The sequence below is a fragment of the Helicobacter pylori genome (assembly GCA_008032935.1).
Classification (GTDB): Bacteria; Campylobacterota; Campylobacteria; order Campylobacterales; family Helicobacteraceae; genus Helicobacter; species Helicobacter pylori_CX.
Genome location: CP032039.1, coordinates 890,553 through 906,065, shown reverse-complemented (window position 1 = coordinate 906,065; position 15,513 = coordinate 890,553). Strand labels below are relative to the sequence as shown.

15 protein-coding genes and 3 pseudogenes are annotated in these 15,513 nt (G+C 37.8%); 12 read left to right on the top strand and 6 right to left on the bottom strand.

The annotated features are described in order from the left end of the window. Positions 1-5 precede the first annotated feature (5 nt). On the top strand, positions 6-1,106 hold the full coding sequence (locus tag D2C78_04605; GenBank protein ID QEF35233.1) for an outer membrane beta-barrel protein: 1,101 nt from the start codon (positions 6-8) through the stop codon (positions 1,104-1,106). A 65-nt stretch (positions 1,107-1,171) separates the two neighbouring features. Here D2C78_04605 and D2C78_04600 read toward each other — a convergent pair whose 3' ends face one another. Continuing rightward, complete coding sequence (locus D2C78_04600; GenBank protein ID QEF35232.1) at positions 1,172-1,378, bottom strand: 4-oxalocrotonate tautomerase family protein; 207 nt, start codon at positions 1,376-1,378, stop codon at positions 1,172-1,174. 143 nt (positions 1,379-1,521) lie between these two features. Between D2C78_04600 and recR the strand changes: the two genes are divergently transcribed. The 11 genes and pseudogenes from recR to D2C78_04545 all read left to right on the top strand — a co-directional run bounded on the left by recR (position 1,522) and on the right by D2C78_04545 (position 9,282). Then, positions 1,522-2,103 carry a recombination protein RecR gene (gene recR, locus D2C78_04595; GenBank protein ID QEF35231.1) on the top strand — a complete coding sequence of 194 codons (582 nt, stop codon included), beginning with the start codon at positions 1,522-1,524 and terminating at the stop codon, positions 2,101-2,103. Continuing rightward, the gene (gene truD, locus D2C78_04590) at positions 2,100-3,245 is read left to right on the top strand and encodes a tRNA pseudouridine(13) synthase TruD (GenBank protein QEF35230.1); all 1,146 of its coding nucleotides are present in this window, start codon (positions 2,100-2,102) and stop codon (positions 3,243-3,245) included. The genes recR and truD overlap by 4 nt, the downstream gene beginning before the upstream one ends. Further along, positions 3,184-4,164 carry a zinc metalloprotease HtpX gene (gene htpX, locus D2C78_04585; GenBank protein ID QEF35229.1) on the top strand — a complete coding sequence of 327 codons (981 nt, stop codon included), beginning with the start codon at positions 3,184-3,186 and terminating at the stop codon, positions 4,162-4,164. Before truD ends, htpX begins: the two co-directional genes overlap by 62 nt. Next, positions 4,165-4,707 (top strand): GTP cyclohydrolase I FolE, encoded by a 543-nt coding sequence (gene folE, locus D2C78_04580; GenBank protein QEF35228.1) that lies wholly within the window; start codon positions 4,165-4,167, stop codon positions 4,705-4,707. 15 nt (positions 4,708-4,722) lie between these two features. Further along, positions 4,723-5,634, top strand: coding sequence for a polyprenyl synthetase family protein (locus tag D2C78_04575; GenBank protein QEF35227.1), 912 nt, complete (start codon positions 4,723-4,725; stop codon positions 5,632-5,634). Beyond that, positions 5,631-6,434, top strand: a complete 804-nt coding sequence (gene surE, locus D2C78_04570; protein ID QEF35226.1) for a 5'/3'-nucleotidase SurE — start codon at positions 5,631-5,633, stop codon at positions 6,432-6,434. The genes D2C78_04575 and surE overlap by 4 nt, the downstream gene beginning before the upstream one ends. Next, positions 6,431-7,090, top strand: coding sequence for a hypothetical protein (locus tag D2C78_04565; GenBank protein QEF35225.1), 660 nt, complete (start codon positions 6,431-6,433; stop codon positions 7,088-7,090). The genes surE and D2C78_04565 overlap by 4 nt, the downstream gene beginning before the upstream one ends. A 3-nt stretch (positions 7,091-7,093) precedes the next feature. Beyond that, on the top strand, positions 7,094-7,696 hold the full coding sequence (locus tag D2C78_04560) for a 6-pyruvoyl tetrahydropterin synthase family protein (GenBank protein ID QEF35817.1): 603 nt from the start codon (positions 7,094-7,096) through the stop codon (positions 7,694-7,696). After that, positions 7,693-8,446: pseudogene (locus D2C78_04555) on the top strand (7-carboxy-7-deazaguanine synthase QueE). Before D2C78_04560 ends, D2C78_04555 begins: the two are co-directional and overlap by 4 nt. 10 nt (positions 8,447-8,456) lie before the next feature. Further along, entirely contained in the window at positions 8,457-8,942 is a 486-nt protein-coding gene (locus tag D2C78_04550) for a GNAT family N-acetyltransferase (protein ID QEF35224.1), read from the top strand. Positions 8,943-9,040: 98 nt separating this feature from the next. Beyond that, positions 9,041-9,282: pseudogene (locus D2C78_04545) on the top strand (outer membrane beta-barrel protein). A 162-nt stretch (positions 9,283-9,444) separates the two neighbouring features. On the opposite strand, the gene D2C78_04540 reads toward D2C78_04545, so the two are convergent. The 5 genes and pseudogenes from D2C78_04540 to alr all read right to left on the bottom strand — a co-directional run bounded on the left by D2C78_04540 (position 9,445) and on the right by alr (position 15,507). Further along, entirely contained in the window at positions 9,445-10,824 is a 1,380-nt protein-coding gene (locus tag D2C78_04540) for an MFS transporter (protein ID QEF35223.1), read from the bottom strand. A gap of 255 nt (positions 10,825-11,079) precedes the next feature. After that, positions 11,080-12,776: pseudogene (locus D2C78_04535) on the bottom strand (DUF262 domain-containing protein). A 62-nt stretch (positions 12,777-12,838) separates the two neighbouring features. Next, a complete protein-coding gene (locus tag D2C78_04530; GenBank protein QEF35816.1) occupies positions 12,839-13,552 on the bottom strand; it encodes an amino acid ABC transporter permease in 714 nt (237 codons plus the stop codon). Beyond that, on the bottom strand, positions 13,536-14,306 hold the full coding sequence (locus D2C78_04525; protein QEF35222.1) for an amino acid ABC transporter substrate-binding protein: 771 nt from the start codon (positions 14,304-14,306) through the stop codon (positions 13,536-13,538). The genes D2C78_04530 and D2C78_04525 overlap by 17 nt, the downstream gene beginning before the upstream one ends. Positions 14,307-14,373: 67 nt before the next feature. Further along, a complete protein-coding gene (gene alr / locus D2C78_04520; GenBank protein ID QEF35221.1) occupies positions 14,374-15,507 on the bottom strand; it encodes an alanine racemase in 1,134 nt (377 codons plus the stop codon). Positions 15,508-15,513: the final 6 nt, after the last annotated feature.

The following is a 15,513-nucleotide window of genomic DNA, read 5'->3' as shown; positions in this document are numbered from 1 at the left end:
CACCCATGCAATTTCAAAAAACCTTATTTTCTTTACCCTTATTATTTTTATCTTATTGTATCGCTGAAGAAAATGGGGTGTATGCGAGCGTGGGTTTTGAATATTCCATCAGTCATGCCGTTGAGCACAATGACCCTTTTTTGAATCAAGAACGCATCCCAATCATTTCTAACGCTCAAAACAAAATCTATAAACTCAATCAAGTCAAAAATGAAATCACAAACATGCAAAACACCTTTAACTACATCAACAACGCTTTAAAAAACAACTCCAAATTAACCCCCACTGAAATGCAAGCCGAACAATACTACCTCCAATCCACCCTTCAAAACATTGAAAAAATAGTCACACTTAGCGGTGGAATTGCATCTAACCCTAAACTAGTCCAAGCGTTAGAAAAAATGCAAGAACCCACTAATAGCCCTTTAGAATTAGCAGAAAACTTAAGAAATTTAGAATTACAATTCAATCAATCTCAAAACCGCATGCTTTCTTCTTTATCTTCTCAGATCGCTCAAATTTCAAATTCCTTAAACGCGCTTGATCCTAGCTCTTATTCTAAAAACATTTCAAGCATGTATGGGGTGAGTTTGAGCGTAGGGTATAAGCATTTCTTCACCAAGAAAAAAAATCAAGGGTTTCGCTATTACTTGTTCTATGACTATGGTTATACTAACTTTGGTTTTGTTGGCAATGGCTTTGATGGTTTAGGCAAAATGAATAACCACCTCTATGGGCTTGGCATAGACTACCTTTATAATTTCATTGATAATGCACAAAAACATTCTAGCGTGGGTTTTTATGCAGGCTTTGCTTTAGCGGGGAGTTCGTGGGTAGGGAGTGGTTTAGGCATGTGGATAAGTCAAACGGGTTTTATCAACAATTATTTGACGGATTATCACGCTAAAATGCACACGAGTTTTTTCCAGATCCCTTTGAATTTTGGGGTTCGTGTGAATGTTAATAGGCACAACGGCTTTGAAATGGGCTTAAAGATCCCTTTAGCGGTGAATTCCTTTTATGAAACGCATGGCAAAGGGTTAAACACTTCCCTCTTTTTCAAACGCCTTGTGGTGTTTAATGTGAGTTATGTTTATAGTTTTTAGGGGGGTAGGGAAACAGACACCCCTTAAATGTCAGTGCACCGCAACCTTTGAATTTCAAAAACTCTTTAGTTTTTTTGCCTCAAATGATGGACACTCTCGCCCCCAAGACCATAATTATTAGAATCAATCTCATCTATAATGACCACAATAGAAGCCTTATTTTTGTTTAACACCTTCACCATCAAATCTGAAACCCCTTCAATCAATTGCTGTTTTTGCTCGTTTGTTGGCCCTCCATTTTCTGGCACAAGTTTGATATTGATAAACGGCATGTTATTCCTTAAAATTGAGATAGCGTATTATATCGCTTTTATCTAAACGCTTCATTAGTCTTTCATGATTAAATCCTCTTTTAAAAACAATAAAAGCCCTTTTAGTGGCTTTCAAGTCAAGTTAAGTTTGATATACTAACAGAATGAATACTTATAAAAACAGCTTGAATCACTTTTTAAATTTAGTGGATTGTTTAGAAAAAATCCCCAATGTGGGTAAAAAGTCCGCCTTTAAAATGGCGTATCATTTGGGTTTAGAAAACCCCTATCTGGCGCTCAAAATCACGCACGCTTTAGAGAACGCGCTAGAAAACCTTAAAACATGTTCATCTTGTAACGCGCTCAGTGAGAGTGAGGTTTGTGAGATTTGCTCTGATGAAAGCCGACAAAATTCTCAACTTTGCATGGTTTTACACCCAAGAGACGTGTTTATTTTAGAAGATTTAAAGGACTTTTTAGGGCGCTATTATGTGTTAAACTCTATAGAAGAAGTGGATTTTAACGCCCTAGAAAAACGCCTGATTGAAGAAAACATTAAAGAAATCATTTTTGCTTTCCCTCCCACTTTGGCCAATGATTCTCTAATGCTCTATATTGAAGATAAATTACAACGATTTCACCTCACTTTCACTAAAATCGCTCAAGGCGTGCCTACTGGAGTGAATTTTGAAAACATTGACTCCGTTTCGCTCTCAAGGGCGTTTAATTCAAGGATCAAAGCATGAATTTAAACTTTATACCCCTATTGCATGCTTATAACCATGCGAGCATTGATTTTCATTTCAATTCTAGCGCTAGGGATTTTTGCGTGCATGAAGTGCCTTTGTATGAATTTAGCAACACGGGCGAACATGCCGTTATTCAAGTGAGGAAAAGCGGTTTAAGCACTTTAGAAATGCTTCAAATTTTTTCTCAAATTTTAGGGGTAAAAATCGCTGAATTGGGTTATGCGGGCTTGAAAGATAAAAACGCGCTGACGACTCAATTCATCTCACTCCCTAAAAAATACGCCCCTTTATTAGAAAAAAATACGCATAATTTGCAAGAAAGAAACCTTAAGATTTTATCTTTGAATTACCATCATAATAAAATCAAATTAGGGCATTTAAAGGGTAATCGCTTTTTTATGCGTTTTAAAAAAATGACCCCCCTAAACGCTCAAAAAACAAAGCAGGTTTTAGAACAAATCGTGCAATTTGGCATGCCGAATTATTTTGGCTCACAACGCTTTGGGAAGTTCAATGACAACCATAAAGAGGGGTTAAAAATCTTGCAAAATAAAACGAAATTCGCCCATCAAAAATTAAACGCTTTTTTAATTTCAAGCTATCAAAGTTATTTGTTTAACTCGCTTTTAAGCAAACGATTAGAAATCAGTAAAATCATTAGCGATTTTAGCGTCAAAGAAAATTTAGAATTTTTTAAACAAAAAAATTTAAGCGTTAATTCAAACACCCTAAAAGCCCTTAAAAACCAAGCCCACCCCTTTAAAATCCTAGAAGGCGATGTGATGCGCCATTACCCTTATGGGAAGTTTTTTGACGCTTTAGAATTAGAAAAAGAAAGCGAAAGGTTTTTGAAAAAAGAAGCTGTGCCTACGGGGTTACTAGACGGCAAAAAGGCTCTTTATGCAAAAAATTTGAGTTTAGAAATTGAAAAAGAATTCCAGCATAATCTTTTAAATAGCCATGCTAAAACGCTAGGCTCTAGGCGGTTTTTTTGGGTGTTTGCAGAAAATATAACTTCTCAATACATCAAAGAAAAAGCGCAATTTGAATTGGGATTTTACTTGCCTAAAGGGAGTTATGCGAGCGCGTTGCTCAAAGAAATCAAGCATGAGAAAGGAGAAAATAATGACGAATTTTGAAAAGATTATCGCGCGAAACAGGCTCAAAACGAACGCGGTTTTAGCGACTTATTGCGCGATTTTTGCTTTTATCGGGTTGTTGGTGGATGCTATTAGAATCAACGCTAATGATTTAGGCATAGCCCTTTTTAAACTCATCACTTTTCAAATTTTTCCTACGATTACTATTGTCATGTTTGTGGTGGCTTTTGTCATTATTGTTATTTGTATCCAAAATTTTAGCTCTATCATGTTAAGCGGCGATGAATACAAACTCATTGATCCGAGCAAGGTTTTAGGCTCTAAAGAAAATCAAATCCATCGCCTTTTGTTAGAGCTTTTAGAAGAAGCCAAGCTTCATTTTGAACCGAAGCTTTACATCATTAACGCCCCTTACATGAACGCTTTTGCGAGCGGGTGGGATGAGTCTAATTCCCTTATCGCTCTTACAAGCGCTTTAATAGAGAGGTTGGACAGAGATGAATTGAAAGCCGTGATCGCTCATGAGCTCAGCCACATACGGCACAATGACATCCGCTTGACCATGTGCGTGGGGATTTTGAGCAATATCATGCTGTTAGTGGCTAATTTTAGCGTGTATTTTTTCATGGGGAATCGCAAGAATAGCGGGGCGAATTTAGCCCGAATGATTTTATTGGTTTTACAGATCATCTTGCCTTTTTTAACGCTTATTTTACAAATGTATTTGAGCCGCACACGAGAATACATGGCCGATAGCGGGGCGGCGTTTTTAATGCATGACAATAAGCCCATGATTAGAGCCTTACAAAAAATTTCCAACGATTACACCAATAACGATTATAAAGAAATAGATAAAAATAGCACCCGATCAGCGGCCTATCTTTTTAACGCTGAAATGTTTAGCACCCACCCTAGCGTTAAAAATCGTATCCAATCCTTAAGAAAGCGTGTGATTTAAATGGAAAATTTTTTCAACCAATTTTTTGAAAGTATTGGCGAAGACAAGAATAGAGAAGGCTTGAAAGAAACGCCTAAAAGGGTTCAAGAATTATGGAAATTCTTGTATAAAGGCTATAAAGAAGATCCTAAAGTGGCTTTAAAAAGCGCGTATTTTCAAGGCGTTTGCGATGAAATGATAGTGGCTCAAAACATTGAATTTTACTCCACTTGCGAGCACCATTTGCTCCCTTTTTTGGGGAATATCAGTTTAGGATACATTCCTAAAGAAAAGATTGTAGGCATTAGCGCGATCGCCAAACTCATTGAAATTTATAGCAAACGCCTACAAATCCAAGAAAGGCTGACCACTCAAATTGCAGAAACCTTTGATGAGATCATAGAGCCAAGGGGTGTGATCGTGGTTTGTGAAGCCAAGCATTTGTGCATGAGCATGCAAGGGGTGCAAAAGCAAAATGCGATCATTAAAACAAGTGTGTTAAGAGGCCTCTTTAAAAAAGACCCTAAAACCAGAGCTGAATTTATGCAACTCTTAAAATCTTAGGTTATAATTCTGTGCATGAATAACCCTAATTTATCCTTTTACTATAATGAGTGCGAGCGTTTTGAAAGCTTTTTAAAAAACCATCATTTACACCTTGAAAGCTTCCACCCTTATTTGGAAAAAGCCTTTTTTGAAATGGTGCTTAATGGAGGCAAAAGGTTCCGCCCTAAGCTTTTTTTAGCCGTGCTTTGCGCATTAGTGGGTCAAAAAGATTATTCCAACCAACAAACAGAATATTTTAAAATCGCTTTAAGCATTGAATGCTTGCACACTTATTCGCTCATCCATGACGATTTGCCATGCATGGATAATGCCGCTTTAAGGAGAAACCACCCCACTTTACACGCTAAATACGATGAAACCACAGCCGTTTTAATCGGCGATGCGCTCAACACTTACTCTTTTGAATTGCTTTCAAACGCTTTACTAGAAAGCCATATCATTGTGGAATTGATCAAAATCTTAAGCGTTAATGGGGGGATTAAAGGCATGATCTTAGGGCAGGCTTTGGATTGCTATTTTGAAAACACGCCCTTAAATTTAGAGCAGCTCACTTTCTTACACGAGCATAAAACCGCTAAATTGATTAGCGCGAGTTTGATGATGGGGCTTGTTGCAAGTGGTATTAAAGATGAAGAGCTTTTTAAATGGCTTCAGGCTTTTGGGTTAAAAACGGGTCTTTGCTTTCAAGTGCTAGATGATATTATAGATGTTACGCAAGATGAAAAAGAAAGCGGTAAAACCACTCATTTAGACGGCGCTAAAAACAGCTTCGTGAATTTATTAGGGCTAGAAAAGACAAGCGGTTACGCTCACACTTTAAAAACAGAGATTTTAAACGATTTGAATGCATTAGAACCTACTTATCTTTCATTGCAAGAAAATTTAAACGCATTATTGAACACTCTATTTAAAGGCAAGACATGAAAAAAATTTTACTCACTAACGATGACGGCTACCATGCAAAAGGCATTAAAGCTTTAGAACAAGCTTTAGAAAACATGGCAGAAATCTATGTGGTCGCCCCCAAGCATGAAAAAAGCGCATGCTCGCAATGCATCACGATCACTGCACCTTTAAGAGCGGAGAAAATTAAGGGTAAAGAAGGCCGGCATTATAGGATTGATGATGGCACGCCAAGCGATTGCGTGTATTTGGCTATCAATGAGCTTTTCAAACATGTCCCTTTTGATTTAGTGATTTCAGGGATCAATCTTGGATCTAACATGGGCGAAGACACAATTTATTCGGGAACGGTGGCCGGAGCGATTGAAGGCACCATTCAGGGCGTGCCTTCCATTGCGATTTCTCAAATCCTTTCTAACAAAAATAAAAACACTCCCTTAAGTTTTGATCTAGCTCAAAAGATTATCCAGGATTTAGTCCAAAACATTTTCACAAACGGCTACCCTTTAAAAGGGCGCAAACTCTTGAATGTGAATGTCCCTAATTGCTCCTTACAAGAATATAAGGGCGAATGCATCACCCCTAAGGGCTATAGGTTGTATAAAAAAGAAGTGCATAAGCGCACAGACCCCAAAAATGAAAGCTATTTTTGGCTAGGGCTACACCCTTTAGAATGGCAAAAGCGCGAAAATGAAGACAGACTCTCTGATTTTGACGCTATTGCTTCAAACCATGCCTCTATCACGCCTTTAAATTTAGACTTAACCAGTTATGATGATCTAAAAAGCTTGGAATCTTGGCATGAGGGAATGTTAAAGTGAGTAAAAAGCACCGCTTGGCTTTTTTAGGGCTAATTGTTGGGGTGTTTTTTTTCTTTAATGCATGCCAGCACCGCTTGCACATGGGGTATTATTCAGAAGTTACAGGGGATTATTTGTTCAACTATAATTCCACTATCGTGGTGGCTTATGACAGAAGCGATGCGATGACTTCTTATTATATCAATGTGATTGTTTATGAATTGCAAAAATTAGGCTTTTACAATGTCTTCACGCAAGCAGAATTCCCATTAGATAAAGCCAAAAATGTGATCTATGCGCGCATTGTCCGTAATATCTCGGCTGTGCCATTCTACCAATACAATTACCAACTGATTGATCAAGTCAATAAGCCTTGTTATTTTCTTGGGGGGCAGTTTTATTGCTCCCAAACCCCTACCGATTATTACGCTATCAATGGCTTTAGCGAGCAAATTTTAATGAGCGCTAATTCGCATTTTATTTTGGATTGGTATGATGTGGTGTTGCAAAAACGGGTTTTATATGTGGATGGGAGCGTGAGCGGGAGGACTTGCGGCTATCAAATGCTCTATAGGGATTTGATTAAAAGCACGATCAAGCGCATTGATTTTAACCGCCCTGAACGCTACTACTACAATTTAAGACTGCCCCTTTATCAGCCATGTTATAGGCAATGAGTGATGGTTATCAGGAGATTGTATAAATTTTGCGCTAGCCATGTGGTGCGCAATTGCTCTTCTTTAAAATGCGCTCAAAATATCCATGGGCATAATTATGAAGTGGAGGTTTTTATTGAAACCAACCGCTTAGACAGCGCGAACATGGCGTTAGATTTTGGGCTGATGCAACAAGAAATGCAAGTTTTCATTGAGTCGTTTGATCATGCCCATCATTTTTGGGACAAAGAAAGCGATGAGTTCCAGAGTTTTATAGAAAATCATTGCGTTCGTTATGTGAAATGTTCGTTCAATTTGAGCGCAGAGAGTTACGCTCTCATGTTTTTATACTACCTGACAAGGATTTTACAAAAAAGCGTTTTTTCCAATAACGAAGGGGAGTTAAAAATCTCTAGCGTGCGCGTGCATGAAACTAAAAACGGCTATGCGGAGAGCTTTTTAAAAGATTTAGAAAACCCCCATTTTAAATCTTTAGTGCATCAAAATTGCGTCTCTTTCTCGCAAGGCATTCAAAAATTGTGGCATGATAAGGATTTTTTTAATAAAATCATTAGCGATGAAAAACAATGCTTTTTCCACGCTAAACCCCTACACCAGATCCCATGAAACTCCCGGTCGTTGAGAGCTTTTTTTCCCTACAAGGTGAAGGAAAAAGGATAGGCAAACCCAGTCTTTTTTTGCGCTTAGGGGGTGTAACCTTTCATGTAAGGGCTTTAATTGTAAAACCATATTGCATGATGAAATCCTAACAGGTTGCGATAGCTTGTATGCGGTGCATCCTAAATTCAAAGAAACTTGGGATTATTACAATGAGCCTAAATCTTTGATTGAACGATTAGAGGGTTTAGCCCCTAATTATAAACATTTTGATTTCATTCTTACAGGCGGGGAGCCAAGCTTGTATTTTAATAACCCTATTTTAATCAGCGTTTTAGAGCATTTTTACCACAAAAAAATCCCTTTATTTGTAGAGAGTAACGGCTCTATTTTTTTTGAATTTAGCCCCATTTTAAAAGAATTGCATTTCACCCTGAGCGTCAAACTCTCTTTTTCTTTAGAAGAAGAAAGCAAGCGGATCAACCTTAAAGCCTTGCAAAATATCTTAAATAACGCTAAAAGCGCGCATTTTAAATTTGTTTTAGAGAGCAAAAACGCCGCTCAATCTATCGCAGAAATCAAAAACCTTTTGAAACAACTTTCATTAAAAAATAATGAAATCTTTTTAATGCCCTTAGGTGCAACGAATAAGGAATTAGACAAAAATCTCAAAACCCTAGCCCCCTAGCCCTAGAGCATGGTTTTAACCTTAGCGACAGACTCCATATCCGCTTGTGGGACAATCAAAAAGGGTTTTAAAAAGTTAATCATGACCATCAAAGTTTTTTCGCCCAAATACCCTACTGAATTGGAAGAATTTTATGCCCAACGCATCGCTGATAACCCTTTAGGGTTTATCCAACGCTTGGATCTTTTGCCCAGCATTAGCGGGTTCGTTCAAAAATTGCGCGAGCGTGGCGGGGAATTTTTTGGAATGAGAAAGGATAAAAAGCTCATTGGGATCTGCGGGCTTAATCCTATCAATAAGACAGAAGCAGAGCTGTGCAAATTCCACATGGATAGCGCTTATCAATCTCAAGGGCTGGGTCAAAAACTCTATGAGAGCGTGGAGCGATACGCTTTTATCAAAGGCTATACTAAAATCTCTCTGCATGTGAGTAAGAGTCAAATCAAGGCATGCAATCTCTATCAAAAGCTGGGTTTTGTGCCAATCAAAGAAGAAGATTGCGTGGTTGAGTTGGGCAAAGAAACTTTGATTTTTCCCACTCTTTTTATGGAAAAGATTCTGTCTTAATTGGTGCATCAATTTGACACGCGCCCAAGCGACATTCAAACTATCAAACTTTTATTAACACAGCCTAATTAATGATAAATAAACCCTAAAACAAACGCTTGCTGTTAAAATTTTGTTTTTCAAGCGCTTCGCAAAGTTTTAGAAGCCCTATTTAGGGGTTAACGCTAAAGTAGGCTATCAAAACTACTTTAATGATTTTATAGGGTTGGCTTATTATGGCATCATCAAATACAACTACGCTAAAGCGAGCAGTGAGAAAGTCCAGCAATTGAGCTATGGTGGGGGGATAGATTTGTTATTGGATTTCATCACCACTTACTCCAATAAAAATAGGGGTTAGGGGATTTTAATGAGATTGCAGAGAGGAATTATAATATTCTCTCACCCCCTTAAGAGTTTTACAACAAAATGAGATCCAAAACGAAAAAATTTTATCATCACCAAAACCCACCAACGCTATCGGCTAAGTTTTGATTGAATGACTCAAAGGTTTGCGCATCCTTCATGCCGTGGGCGACACTTCGGTATCACTAGATTTGTGGTAAATTGGCGCCATTAAAAGCGATACGATAAAAGCGATTAAAGCAACCACAAAAATATAAAAGCTTAAACCATAACTTTGCAAGCTTTCAGGCGCTGCTATGGCTTTTGCGTTTAACCAGCTTGAAAGTTGAGGGGTAAAGCCAGCAGTTATAGCATAGGCTATGTTATAAGCGAAAGAAATCCCGCTAAAACGGATTTTGGCGCTAAACACATCGCTCATAAAAATGGGGCAAAAATTCATAATACCTGCGCAAAAGCACGCTAAAAAGTATAAAACTATGGTATTGACTAAACTTGGCGCGTTAGAATAAAATTCTTTAAAGAATAAAAAGCCAAAAAACCCAAAGGCCGCACTAAAAGCCATGCAAACTTTGTGCGGTTTGATTTTATCGGCCAAAAACCCGGTTAAAATAATAGAACTTACAATACCAACAAGTCCTAAAATTTGAAAATAGGTTTTTTCAAACGGAGTGAAATGAAAATTAGGATGCGTAAGGGTAAAATTGGGAACAAAAAGGATAAAAATCAAAATACAAGCGGTTAAAACCCAAGTGATAAGCATGGAGATTGATATGCCAAAGAGAGAGTTTTTAAACACCTCTTTAAGCGGGAATTTGACTAAGGCATCGTCCTGCTTCATTTGCTGAAAAACAGGAGTTTCTTCTAAAAAGCGCCTCAAATACACAGAAATGATACCAAAAATCCCTCCAAGCCCAAAAGCAACCCGCCAAGCCCAATCTTCAACAACAGGCTTGTCAAAAACCATGTAAATCCCAATATAAACCAAACTCCCAAGCAAAATCCCAGAAACTACGGAAGCGGTTAAAAAACCAATATAAGTGTTTTTTTGGCCTTGCGGAGCATGTTCATGGACAAAAACCCAAGCGCCAGGCAATTCACCACCCACAGCGACGCCCTGACAAATCCTAACAAACACCAAAAAAACAGGAGCTATATAACCAAGATAATGAGCGTTTTTTAGGCTAAGTCCCATGCTATCCACGCCAAAATTCACCAAATGATTAAAAGTTGGCATCAAAGCTAACGCAAAGGTTGGGATCACCATCAATAAAATAGAGAGCATGAACATGTTTTTACGACCGAATTTATCCCCAAAGTGGGCCATCACTATGCCGCCAAGCGGGCGTGCTAGATAACCTGCAGCAAAGATACCATAAGTGTTGATTTCAGACCAAATAGGGCTAAGCGTGTTTGGGAAAAAGTGTTTGGCAATGATGCTTGTAAAAAATACAAAGATGATAAAATCGTAAAATTCTAAAGTCCCGCCAAGCGAAGATAACCCTAAGGTTCTTACCTCTTTTTTGCCTAAATGTTTTATGGATTATCCTTTCACTAAGGCTATCGCCCCGTTTTAAATTTTTCATTTTGAAACTAAGATTGATAGAATTAATGTTATATAGCTACCCTACACCTTAACGGCATTTTTAGATAACAAGCAGTAAATTTATCGTTCAAAAAGTGAATCATTTTACCTTTTTTATCATTAAGCATGACTTAAACGAGTTTAAATTTTGTTTTACCCGTTTTGTCAAAACGCTTTACCCGATTCTATCAGCTAAAAAAACACTCCTATTTAAGACTTAGGCAATAACACTTCTTTTAATTTGGTAATGATAGCTTCTTCTCTTTTTTCACGAAATTCCTTGATATTTTCCCATTCTAATTCTAGGGTAGGGTCAATATAATTTTTTCTTTTATACTCTTCTATGGCTTGTTGATTATCTTTATATTCTTCTTTGAGCCACACCTCAGGGTCTTTATCCTTTTTGGCTTGGTTCTCTGCACCTTCTAAAAGCTGGAGATTGAATAAATAATTCCCCCACTTATAGAAATCTTTATTTAATTTTTTATTTTCCTTTTAAACTTGGACTTTGGATAAATATGGTCTATATGAAAAGTGGTGGTTTTGCAGTTTAGGTTTGGGTATAAGATTTGTAAAATAGGAAAGACTAAAGCATGGCTACTAGAACACATCATTTCTTCTATAGCATCGTTAGTGATTTTTAAAGGCCATGTTTGGTGTTTGGCTAAATTGTGGTTGAATGCTTCAAAAGTGCGAGCTTCTTTGATGCTATGAGCTATGGCACTTAATTTTGTATCCGTTGTAGAACTAAAATAACTCGTGATTTGAGCGTTACGGACAAATTTTAGGGCTTGTTCTTCATCGTTTTTATTCATTTTTGAATTTAAAAAATAAAAATAGGCTAAACTGGATAGGATATAAGCTGAACCTAAATAGCCGGCATAACCATCTAATAGTTCTACAGCATTATAAATGCTCTCTGTAATTTTTTCCCAATTGTCTTCAATCTCTTTGATATTCTTTTTATTAAAATTTTTTAATTCAAAAGTAGTGTCTTTACCAATGAGAAGCAAGCAAGTTTTTAACACCTGGTCTTGCCCCATGTTTGGAAAACCTTTATCTTTTAAAGCATCCACCAGCTCATTCATTTTTTCTCTAATATCGCTTGAAAAGCTTGCTGTCAAAATAGACATCAATAAATCAGAATAGCTTAACTTGACCCCGCCGCTATTGACACGGATAAAAATATTTAAAACTTTATCAAGATTTTTTTCTGTTTCTTCAAAATATGAAATGAGTTGTTTGTCGTGAAAAGCTTTGTTTAGTGTTTCTAGTAATTCTGACTCTTTATCACCTAATTCGTGTTCTCTCGTATAATTTACAACACTTTTTAATTCTAAAATATCCCCCACCTTAAACCACCAATGTTTTTTATCGTTTTCAGGCTTTTGAGCATGAAATTCAAACTGGTAATTGTCTTCTGGGTTGTCCATGTTTGGCTGGTGCTTCAAATTCAAATACAAACGCTTTTCTTCATAAGCGTTAGGGTTATCGTTTTTAGCGTTCTTTTTCTTAAGCGTTCTAGTGCCTTTAAGCCCGATATAAAGTGAGGTCAAGCGTTGTTGGCCATCTAGGACAATATACAACTCATCACGCTTGATTTGTTCAATACGGATTTTTTCATTGTGAGGCTTCCGCTCATCGTAGTTTGTAATGAATTGATAAAGTTGGAAATTGAGTTTATCGCTATCTTGTTCTTCGCTCTTGGCTATATCCTCCTTCTGTAATTTCCAAAATAAAAAAGAGCCGATAGGATAGCCCCTAAGAATGGAGTCAAAAAGTTGCTCTATCTTTTTTCCATCGGCTTTTTTGAGCCACACGTATTCACGCTGAATGTCAGGCAAAAAATAACGAACATTCAATTCATCTACCACTTCTTTAATGCTTTTATCTAAAAACACACCCATGAGAATTTCCTTATTTTGTATTATTTAGGCTGTATTATAATCAAATATTAGAATGAGCCAACCTAATTTAAGATTTTTTCCACGCGTTTTTGGATCACTTCTAAAACCAAGCAAAAAAGCCAATAAATCAAAGCGGCTTCCAAATAAATAGGCAAAAAATCATAGCTGGCGTTCGCTTTTTGTTGCGCGATTCTAAAAACCTCTGCGATAGTTACCACAGACGCCAAAGAAGTTTCTTTAAAAAGGCTAATGAAAGTGTTACTCAGGCTTGGCGTGGCGACTTTGAGCGCTTGAAAAAAGATGACATGCCAAAAGGTTTGCAAGTAATTCAAGCCCAAACTCAAGCTTGAATCCCATTGATCTTTAGGGACAGAAAGAAAGCTCGCCCTTAAAGTCTCTGAAGCGTATGCCCCCACATTAAAGGAAAACGCAATAATACCTGCCGGGATTGGATCCATATAAACCCCAAGAGCGGGCAAACCATAAAACACCACCACGATTTGGACCAATAAAGGCGTGCCTCTAATGATTGACACATAAAAATTCACGCCCGCTAATAAAGCCTTATGCATGAAATGTTTGGGGGGTGCGATTTTAATGAGAGCCACCACAATAGCAATCAATAAGCCCAAAATAAAAGAGATGATCGCTAAAGGCAAAGAAATGCAAAAAGCGGCTTTTAGCATGGGGTAGAAAGCCTCTAATAATAATTCCAAACGCTCCTTGCTCAAATCTAAAGATTCAAAAAACAAAGACAAATTAGGGCTGGCTGACATCTTTTCCAAAAAATTGTTCGCCTAAGCGTTTTAAAACCCCTTTGTTGATCAATCTTTGCATCGCTTGGTTGATAAGCTCTAAGGCTTTTTCTTGGTGCTTGTTAATAACAAAGGAAGCGCCCCCATCTTTTTCTTGGGACTCCCATGCGATTTTAAAGGGGCTATTTTTATGGGTGTTAAGGTAGTTTAAGATCGCTAAAGAACTATTTAAGGTCAAATCGGCTCGTTTTTGCGCCACTAACAACAAGGCTTGCGCCATAGAATCCACCGAAACGATTTGAGCGTCGTATTTGAAAGCGATTTCCCCATAAGTGGAGCTTAAAGTGTTAGCCGCTCTCAAGCCTTTAATGTCTTTAATGTCTTTAATGCGGTTTTCATCTTTTCTAACTAACATGATCGTGCCTGAATAGCTATAAGGCAAGCTTTTATCAAAAGCCGCTTGGCGTTTTTTAGTCGTCAAACTCACCTGGTTAGCGACCATATCAAAACGCCCCGATTTTAGGCCTGTAAGCATGATATCCCATGAAGTTTCATGGAATTTGATTTTCACGCCAAGCTCTTTAGCCAACTCCCTAGCCACTTCCACATCATAGCCGGTGAGCTTGCCCTCTTTATCATGGTAAGTGAAAGGGGGGTAAATGCCTTCTGTGCCAACGCTGATCGTTTCTTTATTAATAAGTTTTTCATACAGGCTAGAAGCGTTCAAAAAACCCAAAAAAAAGCTTATTACTAATAAAAATAAAACTTTTTTCATTTTATATTTTAATCCTGAATTTTTTCAAGCATTCTAACACAAAATAAAAATTTTGCATGGTTTGATTTTAAATATAGACGCGCTCCAAGCGTTTGGATAGGGTGCTGATGGTTTCATAAGGAATGGTGTTTAAAAGCGCAGCGATTTCGCTTGCGTCATTAGCTCTAGCGCTTTTATCCCCAAACAAAATGACCTCATCGCCCTCTTTGGCTTGAATATCATTGAGTTTGACAAAGCACTGATCCATGCACACCTTGCCAATCAGGGGGGCTAATTGGTTATTGATCGCTACTTGAATGCGATTGCCTAAGGCACGCGCTAACCCATCCGCATACCCTAGAGCTAAAACGCCCACTAAAGTCTCTTCATTGGTGTAAAAATGCTCGCCATAGCCAATAAATTCGCCTTTTTTAACGCTTCTGATTTGAACGATTTGCGCTTTCAGGCTGACAACATTTTTCAAGATGGTTGGGCATGATTCTTTCATTTCATTAGAGGGGTAAAAACCATAGAGCATGATGCCTGGGCGATAAAGGTTTAAGAAGCGGTTTTCATTCCCGTTACACAAAGAAAGGATGCCGGCAGAATTGTAGGCATGGCGGTATTGGAACTCTATTTTTTGATCCAAAAGCTGCTCTAAAAAAGCGTTAAAGGCTTTCATCTGGTTTTTAGCATGGGTTTTAATCTTAGCATCAGCGTTGCTTAAATGCGTGAATATTCCTTCCACTTCTAAGCCCTTTAAAGCGCGGATTTTTTTAATGATTTCTATGCTTTTAAAATTAGGCTCTAGACCCAAGCGGTGCATGCCGGTATCAATTTTGAGATGCACTTTTAAGCGTTTTTGAGATTTTAAAGCCATTTGAGAAAAAACTTCCGCTTGTTCAAGGCTAAAAACCATAGCGCTCAAATCGTTATCAATCAGCATGGAAGCGTTAGCATTAGGGCTATAGCCTAAAATCAAAATGGGGGTTTTAGAAAAATGAGAGCGCAATTCTAAAGCTTCATCTAAAGTCGCTACCCCTAAATAATTAGCCCCTTCTTGTAAAAAAATTTCACTCGCTTTGATCGCCCCCGCCCCATAAGCGTTCGCCTTGACAACCGCCATGACACAAGCGTCTTTAGGGACAATGCTTTTGACTGCGCTAAAATTATGCCTTAAAGAAGCGGTATCCACTTCTACAAAACTCGCCCTTTTTAACATGCCATT

Coding starts and splice junctions, on each gene's coding strand:
- D2C78_04560 (QEF35817.1), top strand. CDS start 7,094: ATGGTTATCAGGAGATTGTATAAATTTTGCGCTAGCCATGTGGTGCGC.
- folE (QEF35228.1), top strand. CDS start 4,165: ATGGAAAATTTTTTCAACCAATTTTTTGAAAGTATTGGCGAAGACAAG.
- D2C78_04525 (QEF35222.1), bottom strand. CDS start 14,306: ATGAAAAAAGTTTTATTTTTATTAGTAATAAGCTTTTTTTTGGGTTTT.
- surE (QEF35226.1), top strand. CDS start 5,631: ATGAAAAAAATTTTACTCACTAACGATGACGGCTACCATGCAAAAGGC.
- truD (QEF35230.1), top strand. CDS start 2,100: ATGAATTTAAACTTTATACCCCTATTGCATGCTTATAACCATGCGAGC.
- D2C78_04550 (QEF35224.1), top strand. CDS start 8,457: ATGACCATCAAAGTTTTTTCGCCCAAATACCCTACTGAATTGGAAGAA.
- D2C78_04575 (QEF35227.1), top strand. CDS start 4,723: ATGAATAACCCTAATTTATCCTTTTACTATAATGAGTGCGAGCGTTTT.
- htpX (QEF35229.1), top strand. CDS start 3,184: ATGCGAGCGCGTTGCTCAAAGAAATCAAGCATGAGAAAGGAGAAAATA.
- D2C78_04600 (QEF35232.1), bottom strand. CDS start 1,378: ATGCCGTTTATCAATATCAAACTTGTGCCAGAAAATGGAGGGCCAACA.
- alr (QEF35221.1), bottom strand. CDS start 15,507: ATGTTAAAAAGGGCGAGTTTTGTAGAAGTGGATACCGCTTCTTTAAGG.
- recR (QEF35231.1), top strand. CDS start 1,522: ATGAATACTTATAAAAACAGCTTGAATCACTTTTTAAATTTAGTGGAT.
- D2C78_04605 (QEF35233.1), top strand. CDS start 6: ATGCAATTTCAAAAAACCTTATTTTCTTTACCCTTATTATTTTTATCT.
- D2C78_04530 (QEF35816.1), bottom strand. CDS start 13,552: ATGTCAGCCAGCCCTAATTTGTCTTTGTTTTTTGAATCTTTAGATTTG.